Source organism: Telluria mixta (genome assembly GCF_029223865.1).
GTDB lineage: Bacteria > Pseudomonadota > Gammaproteobacteria > Burkholderiales > Burkholderiaceae_D > Telluria > Telluria mixta.
This window is the reverse complement of sequence record NZ_CP119520.1, coordinates 2,012,285-2,031,524: the sequence shown is the minus strand read 5'-3', so window position 1 is coordinate 2,031,524 and position 19,240 is coordinate 2,012,285. Positions and strand designations below refer to the sequence as shown.

The 19,240-nt window shown below is 60.9% G+C and carries 15 protein-coding genes; 10 read left to right on the top strand and 5 right to left on the bottom strand.

Annotated elements, in window-relative coordinates; translation table 11 throughout:
- Positions 1–9: 9 nt before the first annotated feature.
- Both P0M04_RS09020 and glmS read right to left on the bottom strand, forming a co-directional pair.
- Positions 10–2,817, bottom strand: coding sequence for a type I restriction endonuclease subunit R (locus P0M04_RS09020; protein ID WP_259451779.1), 2,808 nt, complete (start codon positions 2,815–2,817; stop codon positions 10–12).
- Between the two features lie 499 nt (positions 2,818–3,316).
- Complete coding sequence (glmS, locus tag P0M04_RS09010) at positions 3,317–5,146, bottom strand: glutamine--fructose-6-phosphate transaminase (isomerizing) (RefSeq protein ID WP_259451778.1); 1,830 nt, start codon at positions 5,144–5,146, stop codon at positions 3,317–3,319.
- Between the two features lie 146 nt (positions 5,147–5,292).
- Between glmS and P0M04_RS09005 the strand changes: the two genes are divergently transcribed.
- Entirely contained in the window at positions 5,293–5,766 is a 474-nt protein-coding gene (locus P0M04_RS09005) for an Lrp/AsnC family transcriptional regulator (protein WP_259451777.1), read from the top strand.
- 262 nt (positions 5,767–6,028) lie between these two features.
- Here P0M04_RS09005 and glmU read toward each other — a convergent pair whose 3' ends face one another.
- Entirely contained in the window at positions 6,029–7,405 is a 1,377-nt protein-coding gene (glmU, locus tag P0M04_RS09000) for a bifunctional UDP-N-acetylglucosamine diphosphorylase/glucosamine-1-phosphate N-acetyltransferase GlmU (protein ID WP_259451776.1), read from the bottom strand.
- Positions 7,406–7,433: 28 nt separating this feature from the next.
- On the opposite strand from glmU, the gene P0M04_RS08995 reads away from it, so the two are divergent.
- The 7 genes from P0M04_RS08995 to P0M04_RS08965 all read left to right on the top strand — a co-directional run bounded on the left by P0M04_RS08995 (position 7,434) and on the right by P0M04_RS08965 (position 12,978).
- Positions 7,434–8,330 (top strand): DUF6279 family lipoprotein, encoded by an 897-nt coding sequence (locus P0M04_RS08995; protein ID WP_259451775.1) that lies wholly within the window; start codon positions 7,434–7,436, stop codon positions 8,328–8,330.
- An 18-nt stretch (positions 8,331–8,348) separates the two neighbouring features.
- Complete coding sequence (gene rsmD / locus P0M04_RS08990; RefSeq protein ID WP_259451774.1) at positions 8,349–8,990, top strand: 16S rRNA (guanine(966)-N(2))-methyltransferase RsmD; 642 nt, start codon at positions 8,349–8,351, stop codon at positions 8,988–8,990.
- Positions 8,991–9,111: 121 nt separating this feature from the next.
- The gene (gene coaD, locus P0M04_RS08985; protein WP_036237176.1) at positions 9,112–9,612 is read left to right on the top strand and encodes a pantetheine-phosphate adenylyltransferase; all 501 of its coding nucleotides are present in this window, start codon (positions 9,112–9,114) and stop codon (positions 9,610–9,612) included.
- 14 nt (positions 9,613–9,626) lie between these two features.
- On the top strand, positions 9,627–9,890 hold the full coding sequence (locus P0M04_RS08980) for a YfhL family 4Fe-4S dicluster ferredoxin (protein WP_259451773.1): 264 nt from the start codon (positions 9,627–9,629) through the stop codon (positions 9,888–9,890).
- A 74-nt stretch (positions 9,891–9,964) separates the two neighbouring features.
- Positions 9,965–10,528, top strand: coding sequence for a DUF1003 domain-containing protein (locus tag P0M04_RS08975; protein ID WP_259451772.1), 564 nt, complete (start codon positions 9,965–9,967; stop codon positions 10,526–10,528).
- A gap of 236 nt (positions 10,529–10,764) precedes the next feature.
- Positions 10,765–12,327, top strand: a complete 1,563-nt coding sequence (locus P0M04_RS08970; protein ID WP_281042396.1) for a methyl-accepting chemotaxis protein — start codon at positions 10,765–10,767, stop codon at positions 12,325–12,327.
- A 51-nt stretch (positions 12,328–12,378) separates the two neighbouring features.
- Complete coding sequence (locus tag P0M04_RS08965; protein WP_259451771.1) at positions 12,379–12,978, top strand: chalcone isomerase family protein; 600 nt, start codon at positions 12,379–12,381, stop codon at positions 12,976–12,978.
- 556 nt (positions 12,979–13,534) lie between these two features.
- Here P0M04_RS08965 and P0M04_RS08960 read toward each other — a convergent pair.
- Positions 13,535–13,732, bottom strand: coding sequence for a hypothetical protein (locus P0M04_RS08960; protein WP_259451770.1), 198 nt, complete (start codon positions 13,730–13,732; stop codon positions 13,535–13,537).
- Between the two features lie 200 nt (positions 13,733–13,932).
- Between P0M04_RS08960 and P0M04_RS08955 the strand changes: the two genes are divergently transcribed.
- Positions 13,933–14,913: a LysR family transcriptional regulator gene (locus P0M04_RS08955; RefSeq protein WP_259451769.1), complete on the top strand. Its 981-nt coding sequence runs from the start codon at positions 13,933–13,935 to the stop codon at positions 14,911–14,913.
- Positions 14,914–14,943: 30 nt separating this feature from the next.
- Here the strand turns inward: P0M04_RS08955 and P0M04_RS08950 are convergent, their stop codons facing one another.
- The gene (locus P0M04_RS08950; RefSeq protein WP_036171419.1) at positions 14,944–15,399 is read right to left on the bottom strand and encodes an Lrp/AsnC ligand binding domain-containing protein; all 456 of its coding nucleotides are present in this window, start codon (positions 15,397–15,399) and stop codon (positions 14,944–14,946) included.
- A gap of 182 nt (positions 15,400–15,581) precedes the next feature.
- Here P0M04_RS08950 and putA point away from each other — a divergent pair, with 182 nt between their 5' ends.
- Positions 15,582–19,217 (top strand): trifunctional transcriptional regulator/proline dehydrogenase/L-glutamate gamma-semialdehyde dehydrogenase, encoded by a 3,636-nt coding sequence (gene putA / locus P0M04_RS08945; protein WP_259451768.1) that lies wholly within the window; start codon positions 15,582–15,584, stop codon positions 19,215–19,217.
- Positions 19,218–19,240 lie beyond the last annotated feature (23 nt).

The window sequence follows — 19,240 nt, the reverse complement described above, 5'->3', positions numbered from 1 at the left end:
CTAAATGGGTCAGGCAGCCTCGTCCAACAACTGGTTGGCGAGGTCAATCAGTTCGTCGATATCCGATGAAGGAAAAAGCGCTTCTACTCGCCCGACTCGCGACAGCGGCAGTTCGCTAAGTGCTGCGCGGCTGATGCGGCCATGGCGCAGCACGGCGGCTTTTACCGCGCGCAAGAAGTTGAGTTGATTGGCGCGTAAATTGCCGTGTGTGGTAATGAATGCGTCGAATGCAGCGTTGATGCGCTCTTCACGGTTGGGCAGGTGCGCTTCCTCGCAAAGAATGTGACGTAGCAGGTCGGCAAGCGATGCAGCTGGCGCTTCGAAGGCCTTACGCAACGTGTCTTCGGTGACGAATAAATCAGCCTGGTTTAGCGTGGCGCTAATGCGCTCGAGTGCGTCGTCAGCGAGGTTTTCACCATTCTTGAGCCTTACCAATTCCGGGAGTTGGTCTGCTAATCGGCGCACCAAGGCTTCAACTTGTTCGCGATAGCTTTGGGCAAAGGCACCTTCGCCCGTGGGTCCGTAGATGATCCAGCTGCGCTGCGTAATGCTATCGGGCAGGTTGATTTTTACTGTGTGTCCAAGCGTACTGGTGCGGTAGCGCATCAGGGGAGCGAATACGCTTTGCAGGGTGCCCAGTCGGGTCATGTCAAGGTGTTGCCAGAAGCCATCAGACTGCACCCAGGCGCGATGTTCTGCCACGCGCTGCACTTCGGGAATTTTGTTGGCCAGGCTGCCTACTGCCTTCTCGATAAGCTCGCGCGCCGTTCTCTGTTCGGCTGAATCACTTTTGAGCCAAGCCACGGCGAACCGCTCACACCAGATGCAGAATTGGAGTTCGTCAAGACCCGCCAATGGAGTCAGGCGAATCAGCGGCGCAATGGTTTGGGATAGACGTTCAAGTGTGCTTTGATGCGGCTGTGGCCATTGCTGCGTCAGCGTATCGAGTTCATCCCAATGCTTGCGCACATTGATGTTGTGACGAGGCAGGGCTTGCAGCATGGCGCGCAGATTGGCAATGGTGGTTTGTGTGTCCTGTTGCTGGGCGTGCAGGAGCTGCCATTTTTCCAGCCGCAGGCGAAATAATCGCACCGGCAGCGGTTCGCTGGGGTGGTCGCTCTCGCCCTCGGGCTTGAGCTTGAAGTAAGCAAAATTTTTCCAGTGATCGATGATCAAAAAATCTTTTTTGATCTCACCGGAGGCTTTGTCAATATGCAGGCGTGTGCCGCGCCCGATCATCTGCCAGAACTTTACCTTGCTGAAGATGGGTTTGGCGAATACCAGATTCTGGATGGCAGGAACGTCGACGCCAGTGTCTAGCATGTCAACGGAGATGGCCACACGCGGCATGGTGCGGAATTTGAAGTCATCCAGCGTGGCGTCGGCGCGCTCCATGTGGCTGTCGATGATTTCAGCCATGCCTTGACGTTGTAGCTCAGGGTACAGACGGTTGAAGCTTTCGTACAGCCGCTTTGCGTGAGCATGGCTAACGGCAAAAATTATGGATTTGTGTGGCAGGCCGCGCGCATCTTTGCGGCTTTTGTCCATGAATTCGCGCACCATAGCATCGTTTGTTCCCCGGATGATGATCCCTTTTTCGATATCGCTACCATCGAAGTTGAGCTCATCCGGCTCAACCCCTTGATCACGAGCCATCTGCTTAAGCGGTTCGGGTAGTGCATCACCCTGAATGCCTTGGAGCTGAAAGTTAGTTTGCGCGTCCAACACGCGGTAGCTCACCAAATTCCGATCTGCAATTGCCTGTTCGTAGCTGTAGTAGTAGCTGGGCACGCCGTCACCGCAATCGAACAGTTCAAATGTATTGTGATCAATGTAATCGGTCGGGGTTGCAGTCAACCCGAGCTGGATGGCATCGAAGTGATCAAAGATGGCCTTGTAACGCTGGTAAATGGATCGGTGGCTTTCGTCAGCAACGATCAGGTCGTAGTAGCCCACTGACAGACCGAGATACACCTGCATCATGCTGGGGTAGGTAGAGAACTGGATACGTGCCCCGGTGGTTTCGCCAGATTCAATTCGTGACAGACTTTCATTGGGCAGATGCGTTTTGAATTCCGACATGGCCTGTCGCACCAACTCCCGGCGGTCTGCAAGGAACAGTACGCGTTGCACCCGCTTTGAGCGCAACAGATTATCAACGAGCGCAATGGCCGTTCGCGTCTTGCCTGTGCCGGTGGCCATCACTAGCAGGAACTTGCGGTTGGCAGCGGCTAGGCCTTCTGTAATACGGCGGATAGCTTCGTTTTGATAGTCGCGGCCGGCGATGTCCGAGTTGATCGCGACTCCATCGAGCGGCTGGGCGAATTGCCGTTGGTAGCGCAAACGCTCCAGATCATCCCGCGTGTAGAAGCCTGATATCTTGCGGGGCGCATAGCGTTCTCGATCCCAGAACTGGATCTCTTTGCCGTTGGTAAGGAAGATGAATGGATCGCTGCCGAACTTGGCTTTTATTGCATCCGCGTAATCGGCAGCTTGGCGTTTCCCGGCGAGTTCATCGCGAGATGATCGCTTGGCCTCGACGACGGCAATCGGTTTAGCATCCGAACCAAGCAGGACATAGTCAGCAAACTGCTCGTCGCCATAGGTGCTCTCAGATTCGGTAATTTGAAGCAAGAACTCTTCGACAAGGGTTCGCCGATTTCGGGACCAACCTGCGTAGGCAAGTTGCAAATCGATGATCTCGGTTCTTGTCTGTGCTTCACTGCGGTTTGAGTAGGTCATCGCTTGCTCCGAGCAATTAACCATGTCTTTGACGTCATGCAGCATTCCCACCGTCTTCTTGCTCGTCAGCTTCACCCGCACGTACCTATTCGTCGACTTCAGACAACTGAAATTTCTACAGTCGTCCGATTTTGTGCGCAGGTAGCCCCTTGCGCTTTCGTCAGCGGTAGAGAGTGTCTTTTACGACGCCCAAATGCTGGGCAACTTGCTCAGCCGTAACCCACGGTTCTGCACGCATGGTATGGTATGGTTAAGCTAGTGGCTAAAAATCGTCTTAAATTGTCGCCAGTCTAACAGAGACGGCTTTAAAGGTCGTTGAGAAAGACGCCAAGACTCTCGAAAAGCGCTTCGGACTAAGAAGGGACGGGTTCGACTTGTTTGCAAACGTCCAGAATGGCACGGTGATCAACCGCTAAACGAGCGCGGAAGCGTTGAAAAAACGGTGAACAACAAGCTATTTAGCTCATACGGAGCTAAATAGCTTGTGGCCGACAGTTTTATTTTGAGGTCGGCTTTATCATTCTGTGGCTAACATTATTATTCGGCCACAACTTACTCTCCACAGCCGTAAGTCTTACTCGACCGTCACCGACTTCGCCAGATTCCGCGGCTTGTCGACGTCGGTACCACGCGCCAGCGCCGTGTGATACGCCAGCAGCTGCAACGCCGCCACGTGCAGGATCGGCGACAGCAGGCCGTAGTGCTCCGGCAGACGGATCACGTGCAGGCCTTCGCCCGACGTGATGTGCGTGTCGACGTCGGCGAACACGTACAGCTGGCCGCCGCGGGCGCGGACTTCCTGCATGTTCGACTTCAGCTTTTCCAGCAGGGCGTCGTTCGGGGCGATCGTCACCACCGGCATCTCTTCCGTCACCAGCGCCAGCGGACCGTGCTTCAGTTCACCGGCCGGGTAGGCTTCGGCGTGGATGTACGAGATTTCCTTCAGCTTCAGCGCGCCTTCCAGGGCGATCGGGTAGTGGATACCGCGGCCCAGGAACAGGGCGTTTTCCTTGCGGGCGAATTCTTCGGCCCACGCGATCACCTGCGGCTCCAGCGCCAGCACGGACGACAGCGCGACCGGCAGGTGGCGCATCTGCTTCAGGTAGTTCGCTTCCTGCTCGTCGGTCAGGCGGCCGTTCACCTGGGCCAGGGTCAGCGTCAGCAGGAACAGCGCGGCCAGCTGGGTGGTAAAGGCCTTCGTCGAGGCCACGCCCACTTCGACGCCGGCGCGGGTGATGTACGCCAGCTTGCATTCGCGCACCATCGCGCTCGTGGAGACGTTGCAGATCGTCAGCGTGTTCGTCATGCCGAGGCTGCGCGCATGCTTCAGCGCGGCCAGCGTGTCGGCCGTTTCGCCGGACTGCGAGATCGTCACGACGAGGGTATTCGGGTGCGGGACGCTGTCGCGGTAGCGGTATTCGCTGGCGATCTCGACGTTCACCGGGAGCTTGGCCACCGACTCGATCCAGTACTTGGCCGTCAGGCCGGCGTAGTAGCTGGTGCCGCAGGCCAGGATCAGCACGCGGTCGATTTCCTTGAACACGCGGAAGGCCTGGTCGCCGAACAGTTCCGGCATGATGCCCGTCACGCCTTCCAGCGTGTCGCCGACGACGCGCGGCTGTTCGAAGATTTCCTTCTGCATGTAGTGGCGGTACGGGCCCAGCTCGGCAGCGCCGGTGTGGGCGTGCACGGTCTTGACTTCGCGCTCGGCCGGACGGCCTTCGACGTCGACAATCCAGTAGCGGGCCAGTTGCAGGTCGACCACGTCGCCTTCTTCCAGGTAGATGATCTGGTCGGTGGTGCCGGCCAGCGCCATCGCATCGGAGGCGACGAAGTTTTCGCCTTTGCCCAGGCCGACGATCAGCGGCGAGCCCTGGCGGGCGGCCACGACGCGGTGCGGCTCTTCGCGGCAGAACACGGCGATCGCGTACGCGCCGTGCAGGCGTTTGACGGCCTGCTGCACGGTGTCGAACAGGTCGCCGTTGTACATGTGGTCGACCAGGTGGGCGATTACCTCGGTGTCGGTCTGGCTCTGGAACACGTAGCCCAGGCCGGTCAGCTCGGCGCGCAGCTCGTCGTGGTTCTCGATGATGCCGTTGTGGACGAGGGCGATGCGCGCGTCGTCGCTGCTCGGCGAAAAGTGCGGGTGCGCGTTCTTGGTGGCCGGTGCGCCGTGCGTCGCCCAGCGGGTGTGGGCGATGCCCGTAAAACCTTGCAGGTGGGTTTCCTGGATTTGCGTTTCCAGATCGGCCACACGCGACGTGCTGCGCGAGCGCGCCAGGCGGCCGTCCACGTGCAGCGCCACGCCGCAGGAATCATAGCCGCGGTATTCGAGACGCTTCAGGCCTTCGATGAGCACTGGGGTGATGTTGCGCTGGGCGACTGCGCCGACGATGCCACACATGGGAAACCTCCGAAATCGATTGATGCATGCACTGTAGAGTAGAGGAAACGAAATATGCTTTCTAAGTGCGCCTGATTTTGATAGATAATTTCACGACACATTCGACATGAAATATCCTTTCATTTTTATCGAAAGATTTTACTTATATGCCGCAAGAGGACCCAATCCTGGACGATCTGGATCGTCGCATCCTGAACATCCTGCAGATTGATGCTTCGCAGACCAATGCGGAATTGGCGGAATTGGTACACATCTCGCCGCCCACTTGCCTGCGTCGTGTCAAACAGCTCAGGGCAAACGGTGTTATCGAGCGGCAAGTTGCGATCGTCGCGCCGGACAAGGTCGGCGCACGGTTATCCGCCATCGTCGAGATCACGCTGGACGTGCAGGCCGCCGACCGCATGGCGGAGTTCGAACGGGTCGTGGCCGACGAGGCGGCCGTGCTGCAGTGCTACCGCGTGTCGCCCGGGCCGGATTTCGTGCTCGTCGTGCAGGTGGCCGACATGCCGGCGTATCATGCCTTGGCGCACCGCCTGTTCACGACGCACAGCAATGTGCGCAACGTCAAAGCATACTTTTCCACGTTCCGCAGCAAGTTCGAAACACGTATCGCCATCTGACAAGCTGTGGATAACTCTGTGCGCTTATCCGCGGCGCATCGGCACGCCAGAGGCGCCATCTCCCGCCACATGCGCATTTCACCGGGTTTCTGAAACGATCAGGCCCGCCGGGAGAACGCGGCGGGCCTGTGGATGACTCTGTGGATGATGTTGTGGACGGTCAGTTGACATCCCTGTGCACAGGCAGTGGACCAGGCTGTGATTACCTTGTGATCAGCCTGTGTTTTTACTGTGGATTGCCTGTGCACATGCGGTGGACAGATTACTTCTTGACCTTGACCGGACGCTTCCAGTTCTCGATCGTCAGCTGCTTCGGACGCGAGATCGTCAGCTTGCCGGCCGGCGCATCCTTGGTCAGCGTGGTGCCGGCACCGATCGTCGCGCCCTTGCCGACCGTGACCGGGGCCACCAGCTGGCTGTCGCTGCCGATGAAGGCGTCGTCTTCGATGATCGTGCGGAATTTGTTGGCGCCATCGTAATTGCACGTGATCGCGCCCGCGCCGATGTTGACGCGCGAACCGACGTCGGCATCGCCCACGTAGGCCAGGTGATTCGCCTTGCTGTGGGCGGCGACCTTGCTGTTCTTGATCTCGACGAAATTGCCCACGTGGACGTCTTCGCCCAGCTCGGTGCCCGGACGCAGGCGTGCAAACGGGCCGATGACCGATTTCTCGCCCACGACGGCGCCTTCCAGGTGGCAGAACGGCTTGATCTGGGCGCCGGCGGCGACCGTCGCGTTCACGAACACGCTGTTGGCGCCGATCGTCACGCTGTCGCCGATGACCACGCGGCCTTCGAACACGCAGCCGACGTCGATCGTGACGTCGCGTCCGCAGACGAGTTCGCCGCGGACGTCGATGCGCGCCGGATCCAGCAACGTCACACCCTTTTCGAGGAGGGCGATGGCGATGTTGAGCTGGTGACGGCGCTCGAGCTCGGCCAGTTGCACCTTGCTGTTCACGCCGGCCACTTCCCATTCGGCCGACGGCTGGGCCGACACGACCGGCACGCCGGCCGCCACGGCCTGGGCGACGATGTCGGTCAGGTAGTATTCGCCCTGGGCGTTGTTGTTCTTCAGCGAGCCGAGCCAGGTCGTCAGGTGACGGGTCGGAATCACCATGATGCCGCTGTTGATTTCCTTGATGGCACGCTCGGCTTCATTCGCATCCTTCTCTTCGACGATGCGCACGATGTTGCCGTTCTCGCGGACAATGCGGCCGAGGCCGAACGGGTTCGCCTGTTCGACCGTGAGGATCGCCAGCTTGTCGTCGCCGGCGGCTTCGACCAGGCGGTGCAGCGAGGCGGCCGTCGTCAGCGGCACGTCGCCGTACAGGACGAGCGTCGGCGCGTTCTCGTCGATTTGCGGCAGAGCCTGCATCACGGCGTGGCCGGTGCCCAGCTGCGGTTCCTGCAGGGCCGTGTCGATCGCGACGCCGCCCTGGGCGGACCAGGCTTCAACCGCACTCGGCACCGCTGCGCCGCCGTGCCCGTAAATCACGCATAATTTACTCGGGTTCAGGCTGCGCGCCGTATCGATAACATGCTGCAACAGCGGCTTGCCGGCCAGTGGATGCAAGACTTTCGGCAGTGCGGATTGCATGCGCTTTCCCATGCCGGCGGCGAGGATGACTACGTTCATAGGCCGTTCTCAAAACGAGTTAAAAAAGATGAAAAAGTTTAACACGCCCCCTACCGTGTTCCTGCGGGCACGCATGCTGTTCCTGATCGCCTTCGTGGCGCTGCTGAGTGCGTGCAGCACGATCCGTTTTACGTACAACCACGGTGACACACTGCTGTACTGGTGGTTGAACGCTTATCTCGACCTCGACAGCGACCAGTCCGACTGGGTCAAGAAAGATATCGACAAGCTGTTCCAGTGGCACCGCACGACGCAGCTGCGCGATTACGCCGGCCTGCTGACCAAGATGCAGCGCCAGCTCGGCGACGGCAATGTCACGCAGGACGAACTGCTGTCCGACTACCGCGACGTCAAGGCGAGAACGGAATTGCTGGCCTTTAAAGCGCTGCCGGACCTGGCCGACCTGGCGATGTCGATCAAGCCGGACCAGATCGCGCAAATGGAAAAGAAATTCGCGAAGAATAACGAAGACTTCCGCAAGAAATTCATGAGCGGCAGCGTCGAGGACCAGCACAAGGCCCGTTATAAAAAGGCGATGGAACAGCTCGAACTGTGGTTCGGCAGTTTCAGCCGCGATCAGGAAGCGGCGCTGCGCAAAGCGTCCGACGCACGCCCGCTCGACAACGAGATCTGGCTGCAGGAACGCGTATTGCGCCAGAAAAAAATCATCGCGCTGCTGCAGCGTATTCAGCGGGACAAGCTGAACAAGGAACAGACGATGTCGGCGATCCACGACCTGCTGAACGACTTCTTCAACCGCATGGACGCGCCGGAACGCAAGGCCTTCTTCGACGCCTATGTCGACAACACGTCGAAATTCATCCTGACGGCGATCCGCCTGACGACGCCGGACCAGAAAGCCCATGCGCAGAAACGCATGCAGGGATGGATCAACGATTTCAACGCGCTGGCATCGGGGAAATAAGGTGATATATTCCGCGCCATGCAAAAAAAGAAGTCCGCCCCTACCTACGCCCGCCGCCCGGGCCCGCCGCAGCAAGTCCGCATCATCGGCGGTGCCTGGAAGCGCACCCCGCTACCCGTCCTCGACGCGCTAGGCCTGCGTCCCACGCCCGACCGCGTCCGCGAAACCGTCTTCAACTGGATCAACCACCAGATGACGGGCGACTGGGACCGCGCCGACTGCCTCGACCTGTTCGCCGGCAGCGGCGCCCTCGGCTTCGAGGCGGCCAGCCGCGGCGCGCGGTCCGTCACGATGATCGATACCGTCGGCCCCGTCGTGCGCCAGCTCGAACTGATCAAGGACAAGCTCAAGGCGGACAATGTGCGCGTGCTGCGCGCCGATGCCCTGGCCGTGGCGCGCGACTGCATCCAGCGCGGCCAGCGCTTCGACGTCATCTTCCTCGACCCGCCGTACCAGCAGGATTTCCTGGTCCAGGCCCTGCCGCTATGCGCGCAACTGCTGAACGAAGGCGGTCTCGTGTATGCCGAATCGGGCGAGCGCCTGCCGTTCGCGGAGGCGGATGAGGCCACCGACGACGTCCCCGACTGGCTGCAGCCCTGGCAGCTGGTCCGCGCCGACAAGGCCGGCATGGTGCACTACCACCTGTTAAAGTTGCGTTAAAACACCGCTTTTCTGGGTAAAACTGCCTAATCAATAAGCAAAGGGTGCCCCACCCTGGGGCGGCTGCCGAAATTTCAGGCATAATGCGCGTCTATTCAGGTGCATTCTCCAGGGAGCCGCAATGGTTGTAGCCGTTTATCCAGGAACTTTCGATCCGCTCACCCGCGGCCACGAGGATTTGGTGCGTCGTGCATCGGGTCTGTTCGACACCCTGGTGGTCGGGGTCGCCGACAGCAAGAACAAGCGCCCCTTCTTTTCGCTCGCCGAGCGCCTGGAAATCGCCAACGAAGTACTGGGCCATTATCCGAACGTGAAGGTCGAAAGTTTTTCCGGCCTGCTCAAGGATTTCGTCCGCCAGCACGATGCACGGGTGATCGTGCGCGGCCTGCGCGCCGTGTCCGATTTCGAATACGAGTTCCAGATGGCGGGCATGAACCGCTACCTGCTGCCCGACGTCGAAACCCTGTTCCTGACGCCGTCCGACCAGTACCAGTTCATCTCCGGCACCATCGTGCGCGAGATCGCGATGCTGGGCGGCGACGTATCCAAATTCGTGTTCCCCTCGGTCGACCGCTGGCTGCAAAAGAAAATCGCCGACATGGCGGCCGCACCGAAAGCCTGAGGTCATATTTAGTCATGGCATTACTGATTACCGACGACTGCATCAATTGCGACGTGTGCGAGCCCGAGTGCCCGAACGACGCGATCTCGATGGGCGCGGAGTTCTACCAGATCGATCCGCACAAATGCACGGAATGCGTCGGCCATTTCGATGAGCCGCAATGCCAGCAGGTGTGTCCGGTCGCCTGCATTCCGTTCAATCCCGAATGGCGCGAAACGCGCGAACAGCTCCAGGCGAAATATGAACGCCTGACCGCGGACAAGGCCGCAGCGGCCTGAATCGCAAAGCCGGCTTCGAGCCGGCTTTTTTTTCGCGTCCGCGGCGATCCGGATGCCCGTGCTATGCTCGATTCATGAGCGACGATTCGGATCCCCGTGACCGCTTGCCCTCCTCGGTGAGCGACAACATCGACACCGTCGCCGAGTTCTATGCACGGCACGAGCAGCAGGCATCGACCACCCAGCGCTTTGTGGAAAAGGTGGCACTGTTCCTCGGCAGCCCCGGTTATGTGGCGGCGAACATCCTGTTCATCGTCGGCTGGATCGCGGCTAACCTGCTGGCGGAAGATATCGGCTGGACCCAGGTCGACGAACCGCCGTTCTTCTGGCTGCAGGGCATCATCGGCCTGAACGCCTTCGTCATCTCGACCACCGTGCTGATCCGCCAGAACCGCATGTCGAAACTGGCCGACCACCACGCCCACCTCGACCTCCAGGTCAATCTGCTGACGGAAGAAAAATCCAGCAAGATCATCCAGATGCTGGAAGAGTTGAGACGCGACATGCCGAACGTGCGCAAGACGGACGATCATGAAGCGGCCGAGCTGGCCAAGCCGGCGGATCCCAGGGCCGTGCTGACGGAGATCGAACGCACCCACGACGAACCGTACGGCGAAGCGGGCGTCCGCAAGCCGTGAGAATGCGCCGGGATTGTTCCAAAACACAACACTCGCAATGCCCCGCTTTGGTGCGCAGCAAATCGCTCTTGTCATTCGCGGGTCTGCAATATGCAGGCCGGGATTGTGCAATTGCAGCATTGAAATAGTTTTGAGTCTCTAATTCTGCCAACACACATCGGTGCTATATTTATCTTGCAAAATTAGCACGCCCATTCTTTTTTCGGACGGGGAGACTCACAATAATGATTAGAAATATGAGTATCGGCCAGCGCCTGGCCGTCGGGTTCGGGGTCGTGATTGTCTTGCTGGTGCTGCTGGCGGGGCTGTCGTATGTCAGGATTGCCAGCCTGAACAAGGAAATGGAGACCCTGGTGAAAGTGCGCTACGCGAATACCGTCGCAGCGAACCACATCAAGGAAGACGTGAGCGAAGCCACGCGCAGCATGCTCAACGTCCTCATCATGACCGATCCGGAGCAGATCAAGAAGGAACTGGCGAACACGGAAGCGAGAAGCGCCAGCGCCACCGCTCAGGTCGCCGAACTGGCCAAAAGCGCGGGCAATGCCGAGGCCGCCGACATCCTGAAGGCGCTGGCCGCCATCCAGAACAAATTCCTGCCGGCGCAAACGGCGTTCATCAAACTCGTCAACGAAGACCGGAAGGACGAGGCGATGATGAAATTCATGTTCTCGCTGCGTCCCCAGCAGACGCGCTACTTCGAACAACTGGACAAATTCGTCGCCTGGCAGAACGCCGCGATGCGCCAGGCCGGCGACGACACGGCTGCCGTCACCCAGCGCACGCAGATGCTGATCCTGGCGCTGACGACGATCGCGGCCGCGCTGTCGCTCGGTGTCGCCTGGCTCGCCACGCGCAGCATCACGCGTCCGCTGGGCCAGGTGGTGGAGATCGCACGCCGCGTCGCCGACGGCGATCTCACGAGCGACATCGCCGTCGACAGCCGCGACGAGGCCGGCCAGATGATGGAAGCGCTGCGCCACATGAACGCCAGCCTGATCCGCATCGTCGGCGAAGTGCGCACGAGTACCGAATCGATGTCCTGCGCCTCCGGTGAAATTGCCACCGGCAACCAGGACCTGTCGACGCGCACGGAGTCCCAGGCCCTGTCGCTGGCGCAAACGTCGAGCTCGATGCGGGCCCTGACCGGTACGGTGCAACAGAACGCAGACAATGCGCGCCAGGCAAATCAACTGGCGGCCCAGGCGTCGGAAGTGGCGGCGCGCGGCGGTTCCGTCGTCGCGCATGTCATCGAGACGATGGGATCGATCACGGCGTCCTCGAAAAAGATCGTCGACATCATCGGCGTGATCGACGGCATCGCCTTCCAGACGAACATCCTCGCATTGAACGCAGCGGTCGAGGCCGCGCGCGCGGGCGAGCAGGGGCGCGGCTTTGCCGTCGTGGCGTCCGAAGTGCGCAGCCTGGCGCAGCGCTCGGCCGCGGCAGCCAAGGAAATCAAGCTGCTGATCGGCGATTCCGTGGACAAGGTCCAGGAAGGCAGCACGCTCGTCGAGCAGGCCGGCGTGACAATGGAAGAGGTCGTCGAAAGCGTGCGCCGCGTCACCGACATCATGGGTGAAATTACGGCTGCCAGCCTCGAGCAGAGCGCCGGCATCGCCCAGGTCAGCCAGACGATCGTCGCGATGGACGAGACGACCCAGCAGAATGCCGCCCTCGTCGAGCAGGCTGCCGCCGCGGCCGCATCGATGCAGGAACAGGCGCAGCGCCTGGCGCGTGCGGTCAGCGTGTTCAAGCTGCAGCATGCGCATGCCACCCTGGCGCTGGCCGCCGCCTGAACCGCGGCGAACGATTTTCACAACGATAGCCTTCCCACCAAGGAGACAACCATGACTACCCCGAAATTTGCCATCAAGGGCCTGCTTGCAGGCGCCATCCTGACCCTGGCCTCCAGCCTGCCGGCCGCCGCCGCGGTCGACGTCAGCGGCTACAAGTTCGACGACACGGCCAAGGTCGCCGGCAAGGACCTGAAACTGAACGGTGCCGGCATGCGCACCAAGTTCGTCGTCAAGGTCTACGCGGCCGGCCTGTATCTGCCGGAGAAGAAGAACAACACGGCCGAGATCCTGAAGGAAGAGGGCCCGCGCCGCGTGACCCTGCAGATGGCGCGCGACATCTCGTCCGAGGATTTCGGCAAGGCCTTCATGGATGGCCTGAACGAGAACATCGACAAGGCGGAAAAACAGCGCATCGTGGCCCAGATCAGCAAGATCGGAGAGATTTTCGCCTCCGTCGACGGCCTCAAGAAGGGCGATGTGTTGCACCTGGACTGGATCCCGGGTACCGGCACCCAGGCCGAGCTGAATGGCCAGAAGCTGGGCGGAGCTATCCCGGACATCAACTTCTACAACGCGATCCTGCGCATCTGGCTGGGCGACAAGCCTGTCGACCGCTCGCTCAAGCCGGCGCTGCTGGGCGACACCAAGTAATCCTTCGTTTTTCTCCGAAACGCGGCCCCGGGCAACCGGCGGCCGCGTTTTTTTTCGCCCCTCGTTTTTTGACTGCGCACCACCCGGATTTTTGGATGAGGTGGGGTCCCGGCCGGCCCGTCGACGCCTCTGGCGGCCCATCCATTCGATCAAGTCGATGATTACCTTAACTCATCCATATCATACGACCAATCATGAACTTCTCACAGTTTGCACCGATATTGTCACGAATAGCGACGATATTATAGCTATCTCATCGTTATGATGCTTCTTTATATCGTCGTACGGCCAACTTTCTGAATTTCTCCATATCCCGTCAATATTACATCATCATCGCTCAAACTATCACCAACTCATCAATTCATGCATCATCGATTTTTTGATACACCATCTGAACATCGACTAATTGTTAAATGAAATCGGCGAAAAATGGCCTGACAACTCGAGCGACCACGAGTTACCTGCGACGGGTAAGAGTAGGGGCGAAAAAAAAGCGGCGCCCGGTCATCCGGGCGCCGCTTTCGGGAAAGAAGCTTTTTAGACTAGACTGTAAGGATCAGTGCGATCCCACCGCTGCGGCCTGCGCACGCTGCCTGCGTGCCGCCAGTTCATCCTTCGTCGGACGCGGGCGTACCACCAGTACCAGCGCGCGTACGATGCCGACCAGCAGCGGGCGGAAGAACATCAACACGCCGCCCAGCAGGGTCAACTGGACCATGCACAAGAGCAGTTGGGTGAGGGGCAGAGCCAGCACCGGTGTCTGGAAAAGGGCGTCAGAGAAGGACATGGGAAGACTAAGTAGCAAGCTGATCTATTGGTTCGCTGTAACTATAGTGCAACGCAACATATAAATCTAATTACACTTAGTAATAGCTATTATATTGATCGTGAATGGAAATCGGGTACACTTACCGTACCGATAAACCATTTACTGCCAGTCCTGAACGGAGTCCCATGAGCTTCCTCACGCTTGATCTGAACCTGCTCCGCGTCTTCGACGCCGTCATGACCGAGCAAAACCTCACACGCGCCGCCGGTCACCTCGCGATGACGCAGCCGGCTGTCTCGAATGCCATCAAACGCCTGCGCGAAAGCCTCGGCGACGAGCTGCTGATCCGCACCGCGTACGGTGTGAAACCGACGCCGCGCGCGGAAGCGCTGTGGCCCGCCGTGCGCCAGGCGCTGGCCGCGCTGGAAGCGGCCGTGATGCCGGAAACCTTCGACGTGTCCAAGGCCCAGGCGACGTTCCGCATGGCCATGGCCGACGCCACCGCCGCCCTGTGGCTGCCGTCCCTCGTGCGATCGATCGAAAAAGAGGCGCCGGGCGTCAACATCCGCATGGTGCCGCTGACGACGCGCGAACCGCGGCCGATGCTGCTGCGCGGCGACATCGACCTGGCCGTCGGCTTCTTTCCCGGCGTCGCGGCCCAGCTGTCGTACGAAACGGGCTCGCCGATCCGCCACGAGCGCCTGTATTCGGGAGAATACGTGGTCGTGATGCGCAAGAATCACCCGCTGGCGCAGGCCACCCTCGACCTCGACGATTATTGCAAGGCGAACCACCTGCTCGTGAGCTTTTCCGGCCGCGCGCACGGGCTCGTCGACGAAGCGCTGGCGCAGATCGGCCGCGAGCGGCGCATCCTGCTGACCGTGAACCAGTTCTTCACGGCCGGCCGCGTCGTCGCGAACTCCGACCTGGTGACGGTGTTGCCGAAGCACTTGATCGCATCGACCGGTGCGGCCGAACAATTGATCTGGCGCGAGCTGCCGTTCCAGCTGCCGGCGGTGCACCTGGACATGCTGTGGCACGAACGCGACGGCCGCAGCCCGGCCCACCGCTGGCTGCGCAAGAACCTGGAAGGCCTGTCCGCCACGGCGCAAAAGATGCTTCCGCAGAAGTCGGAAGCGTCGGAAAAGATGGAAAAAATCGCTTGAAAACAATCGCCCCGCCTGCCGGGGCGATGTTCATTTGATGGGGAGTTTCGTCGTATTCTTGACTTCTTCCATCACCGCATACGTGTGCGTCTCGCGCACGCCTTTCTGCAGCAATGTCTTGCCGAGGAATTCACGGTAAGCTGCCATATCTTTCACGCGCGCCTTGACGAGGTAATCGAAGCCACCGGCCACCATGTGGCATTCGAGCACTTCGGGAATCAGCTGCACGCTCTGCTTGAACGCGTCGAAGACTTCCGGCGTGGTGCGGTCCAGCACCACTTCGATGAACACCAGCAGCGACACGTCCAGCAGCTGCGGGTTCAGCTGGGCCGTGTAGCCCATGATGTAGCCGGACTCGTGCAGCTTGCGCACCCGCTCGAGGCAGGCGGCGGGCGACAGGTTGACCCGTGCGGCAAGCTCGACGTTGCTGATACGCCCGTCGCTCTGTAATTCGGCCAGGATTTTCTTGCTGATCTTGTCCAGCATCTGATCTCTCTCCACGATAAATATTATTTGGTGAAATTCTCTCACCAAAAACTATCTATTGCTAGTCTTCTCTAAAAACAGAATTAATCCAGAAGATTTCCTTCTACAATCGAATCATTGATCCGCACTTCAGTACGGCGTTCCGCCGGTGCTCGTCCTCACCCATTTTTTCCTGACCGTTTATGAACATTGCCGCCTTTCCGGCTTCCACCTACGTCCCTTTCGACGCCCTGCAGGCCGAAACCCGCCGCGAACAGACGCCGCTGCGTGCCGCGATCACCGCCGCCTACCGCCGTGAAGAGACCGCCGCCGTGGAATGGCTGCTGGCCCAGGGTGCCTGCGCCAACGCCGACGCGTACATGCTGGCACACCGTCTCGTGTCGGCCGTGCGCGAAAAACGTACGCGCTCGTCGGGCGTGGATGCGCTGATGCACGAATTCTCGCTGTCGTCCGAAGAAGGTGTCGCACTGATGTGCCTGGCCGAAGCGCTGCTGCGTATTCCGGACACGGAAACGGCCGACCGCCTCATCGCCGACAAGATCAGCAAGGGCGACTGGAAAAAGCACCTGGGCGAATCGCCGTCGCTGTTCGTGAACGCGGCGACCTGGGGCCTGCTCGTCACCGGCAAGCTCGTGTCGTCCAGCAGCGAGAAGGGCCTGGGCGCCGCACTGACCCGCATGATCGCCAAGGGCGGCGAGCCGCTGATCCGCAAGGGCGTCGACCTCGCGATGCGCATGCTGGGCAACCAGTTCGTCACCGGCCAGACCATCGACGAAGCGCTGAAGAACAGCCGAGAAAACGAAACCCGCGGCTACCGCTATTCCTACGACATGCTGGGCGAAGCGGCGCTGACCGAATCCGACGCCGACAATTACTATGCCTCGTACGAAGCGGCCATCCACGCGATCGGCAAAGCCTCCAATGGCCGCGGCATCAAGGACGGTCCGGGCATCTCGATCAAGCTGTCGGCCCTGCATCCGCGCTACAGCCGCGCGCAATACGCCCGCGTGATGGGAGAGTTGCTGCCCCGCGTGCGCAACCTCGTGCTGCTCGCCAAGGAATACAACATCGGCATCAACATCGACGCCGAGGAAGCGGACCGCCTGGAAATCTCGCTGGACATGCTGGAAGCGCTTGCTTTCGATCCATCTTTGGCCGGTTTCGAAGGCATCGGCCTCGTCGTGCAGGCGTACCAGAAGCGCTGCCCGTTCGTGATCGATTTCGTCGTGGACCTGGCACGCCGCAGCGGCCGCAAGTTCATGGTGCGCCTGGTCAAGGGCGCGTACTGGGATGCGGAAATCAAGCACGCCCAGGTCGACGGCCTGCCGGGCTATCCAGTCTATACGCGCAAGATCTACACGGACGTGTCGTACCTGACGTGCGCGCGCAAGCTGCTCGCCGCCACGGACGTCATCTACGCCCAGTTCGCCACGCACAATGCACATTCTCTGTCCGTCATTTACACGTGGGCGAAGGCCGACAACGTCACCAATTACGAATTCCAGTGCCTGCACGGCATGGGGGAAACCTTGTACGACCAGGTCGTCGGCAAGGAAAACCTCGGTAAAGCCTGCCGGATTTATGCACCGGTCGGTTCGCACGAGACGCTGCTCGCCTACCTCGTGCGCCGCCTGCTGGAAAACGGCGCGAATTCGTCGTTCGTGAACCAGATCGTCGACGAGAGCGTGCCCATCGACACCCTGCTGACCGATCCGTTCGAGGCCGCGCGCGCCGCGCACTGCCTGCCGCATCCGCGCATTCCGCTGCCTTTGGCTCTATTCCCGGACGGCCGCCGCAACTCCGCCGGCCTTGATCTCGCCAATGAACACGTGCTGGCCGAACTGGCCGCCGACCTCGGCACGCCGCGCCATTATGTCGCCGCACCGCTCGTCGACGGTCCCGTTGCAGCCAGCGGCGCGCTGAACATCGTGAATCCCGCGCAGTCGGCGGACATCGTCGGACAGGTCACGGAAGCGACCACCGCCGACGTCGACACCGCGCTGCAGGCCGCCGTGAACGCGGCACCGGGCTGGGAAGGCGTGGGCAATGCCGGCCGCGCCGACATCATCGCCCGCGTCGGCGATTTGTTCGAACAATACCGCGGTGAACTGATGGCCCTGGCCGTGCGCGAAGCGGGCAAGTCTCTGCCGAACGCGATCGCGGAAGTGCGCGAAGCCGTCGATTTCCTGCGCTACTACGCGGCCGAGATCCGCAATGCGCCGGAAGCACGCGCGCTGGGTCCGGTGTCCTGCATCAGCCCGTGGAACTTCCCGCTTGCGATCTTTACGGGCCAGGTCGCCGCCGCGCTGGCCGCCGGCAACGTCGTGCTGGCAAAACCGGCCGAGCAGACGCCGTTGATCGCCCACCGCGCCGTGCAATTGTTCCACGAAGCCGGTGTGCCGGCAGGCGCGCTGCAACTGTTGCCGGGCCGCGGCGAGACCGTCGGTGCAACACTGACCGGCGATGCGCGCGTAAAAGCTGTCATCTTTACGGGCTCGACGGAAGTCGCGCAATTGATCAACCGCACGCTGGCCGCACGCGCCGCCCAGGAAGGCGCCGACATTCCGCTGATCGCCGAGACGGGCGGCCAGAACGCGCTGATCGTCGATTCGTCCGCGCTGCCGGAACAGGTCGTGCAGGATGTACTCAGCTCCGCATTCGACAGCGCCGGCCAGCGCTGCTCCGCGCTGCGCGTGCTGTTCCTGCAGGAAGATATCGCGGATAAAACGATCAAGATGCTCAAGGGCGCCATGCAGGAACTGCGCGTCGGTGTGCCGGACCGCCTGTCCACCGACATCGGCCCCGTTATCGACAAGGAAGCCCAGCAGAACCTGCTCGGCCACATCGAGCGCACGAAGGCGACGGCGAAACAGCATTTCTCGCTGGTCTTGCCGGACGTCCTGCTGTCGCAGGGGACGTTCGTGCCGCCGACCGTGCTCGAGATCGGCTCGCTGAGCGAACTGAAGCGCGAAGTCTTCGGCCCCGTGCTGCACATCGTGCGCTGGCGCCGTGCCGAGCTGGACAAGGTTGTCGACACGATCAACGCCACCGGCTACGGCCTGACCCTGGGCGTGCATTCGCGCATCGACGAGACCATCGAATTCATCACGACGCGTGCGCACGTCGGCAACATCTACGTGAACCGCAACATCGTCGGCGCCGTCGTCGGCGTGCAGCCGTTCGGTGGCGAAGGCAAATCCGGCACCGGGCCGAAGGCCGGCGGTCCGCTGTACCTGAAGCGCCTGCAAAAGGATGCGGCGCCCCTGCTGAAACATGCGCGGCGCGGCAACAACGCGCTGGACGGCCTGCTCGCCTGGGCATGCGCGAACGGCCACGGCGACATCGCCAACCTGGCGAACGGTTACATGGAAACGACCCTGGACGGCGTGCGCATCGACTTGCCTGGCCCGACGGGCGAGCGCAACGAGCTCGATTTCGTCCCGCGCGGCACCGTCCTGTGCGCGCCGAACGGCACCGCGAGCCTGCTGAACCAGCTGGCGGCCGTGTTCGCGACGGGCAACCGCGCACTCGTGCTGGCGGAGACACTCCCCGCATTGCCGATCGCCGTGAAGGAACGCGTGCGTTTCATCAATGCGCAGGAACTGGAGGGCAGCGAGTTCGCCATGGCCCTCGTCGAGCACGGTCTTGCCGGGAATCTGCAAGCGACGCTGGCGGCCCGTCCGGGTGCGATCGTCGGCATCGTCGATACCCGTGCGGGCGAGCCGGTGGCGTTGTGGCGCCTGGTGGCGGAACGCGCCTTGTGCGTCAACACGACCGCGGCAGGAGGTAACGCAAGCCTGATGACACTCGGTCTGTAATCCGGGTCCAGATGGCTGCGACG

Excerpts from the sequence above, each read along its gene's own strand:
- glmS (WP_259451778.1), bottom strand. The coding sequence starts at position 5,146 with ATGTGTGGCATCGTCGGCGCAGTCGCCCAGCGCAACATCACCCCAGTG.
- P0M04_RS09005 (WP_259451777.1), top strand. The coding sequence starts at position 5,293 with ATGCCGCAAGAGGACCCAATCCTGGACGATCTGGATCGTCGCATCCTG.
- glmU (WP_259451776.1), bottom strand. The coding sequence starts at position 7,405 with ATGAACGTAGTCATCCTCGCCGCCGGCATGGGAAAGCGCATGCAATCC.
- P0M04_RS08995 (WP_259451775.1), top strand. The coding sequence starts at position 7,434 with ATGAAAAAGTTTAACACGCCCCCTACCGTGTTCCTGCGGGCACGCATG.
- rsmD (WP_259451774.1), top strand. The coding sequence starts at position 8,349 with ATGCAAAAAAAGAAGTCCGCCCCTACCTACGCCCGCCGCCCGGGCCCG.
- coaD (WP_036237176.1), top strand. The coding sequence starts at position 9,112 with ATGGTTGTAGCCGTTTATCCAGGAACTTTCGATCCGCTCACCCGCGGC.
- P0M04_RS08980 (WP_259451773.1), top strand. The coding sequence starts at position 9,627 with ATGGCATTACTGATTACCGACGACTGCATCAATTGCGACGTGTGCGAG.
- P0M04_RS08975 (WP_259451772.1), top strand. The coding sequence starts at position 9,965 with ATGAGCGACGATTCGGATCCCCGTGACCGCTTGCCCTCCTCGGTGAGC.
- P0M04_RS08970 (WP_281042396.1), top strand. The coding sequence starts at position 10,765 with ATGAGTATCGGCCAGCGCCTGGCCGTCGGGTTCGGGGTCGTGATTGTC.
- P0M04_RS08965 (WP_259451771.1), top strand. The coding sequence starts at position 12,379 with ATGACTACCCCGAAATTTGCCATCAAGGGCCTGCTTGCAGGCGCCATC.
- P0M04_RS08955 (WP_259451769.1), top strand. The coding sequence starts at position 13,933 with ATGAGCTTCCTCACGCTTGATCTGAACCTGCTCCGCGTCTTCGACGCC.
- P0M04_RS08950 (WP_036171419.1), bottom strand. The coding sequence starts at position 15,399 with ATGCTGGACAAGATCAGCAAGAAAATCCTGGCCGAATTACAGAGCGAC.
- putA (WP_259451768.1), top strand. The coding sequence starts at position 15,582 with ATGAACATTGCCGCCTTTCCGGCTTCCACCTACGTCCCTTTCGACGCC.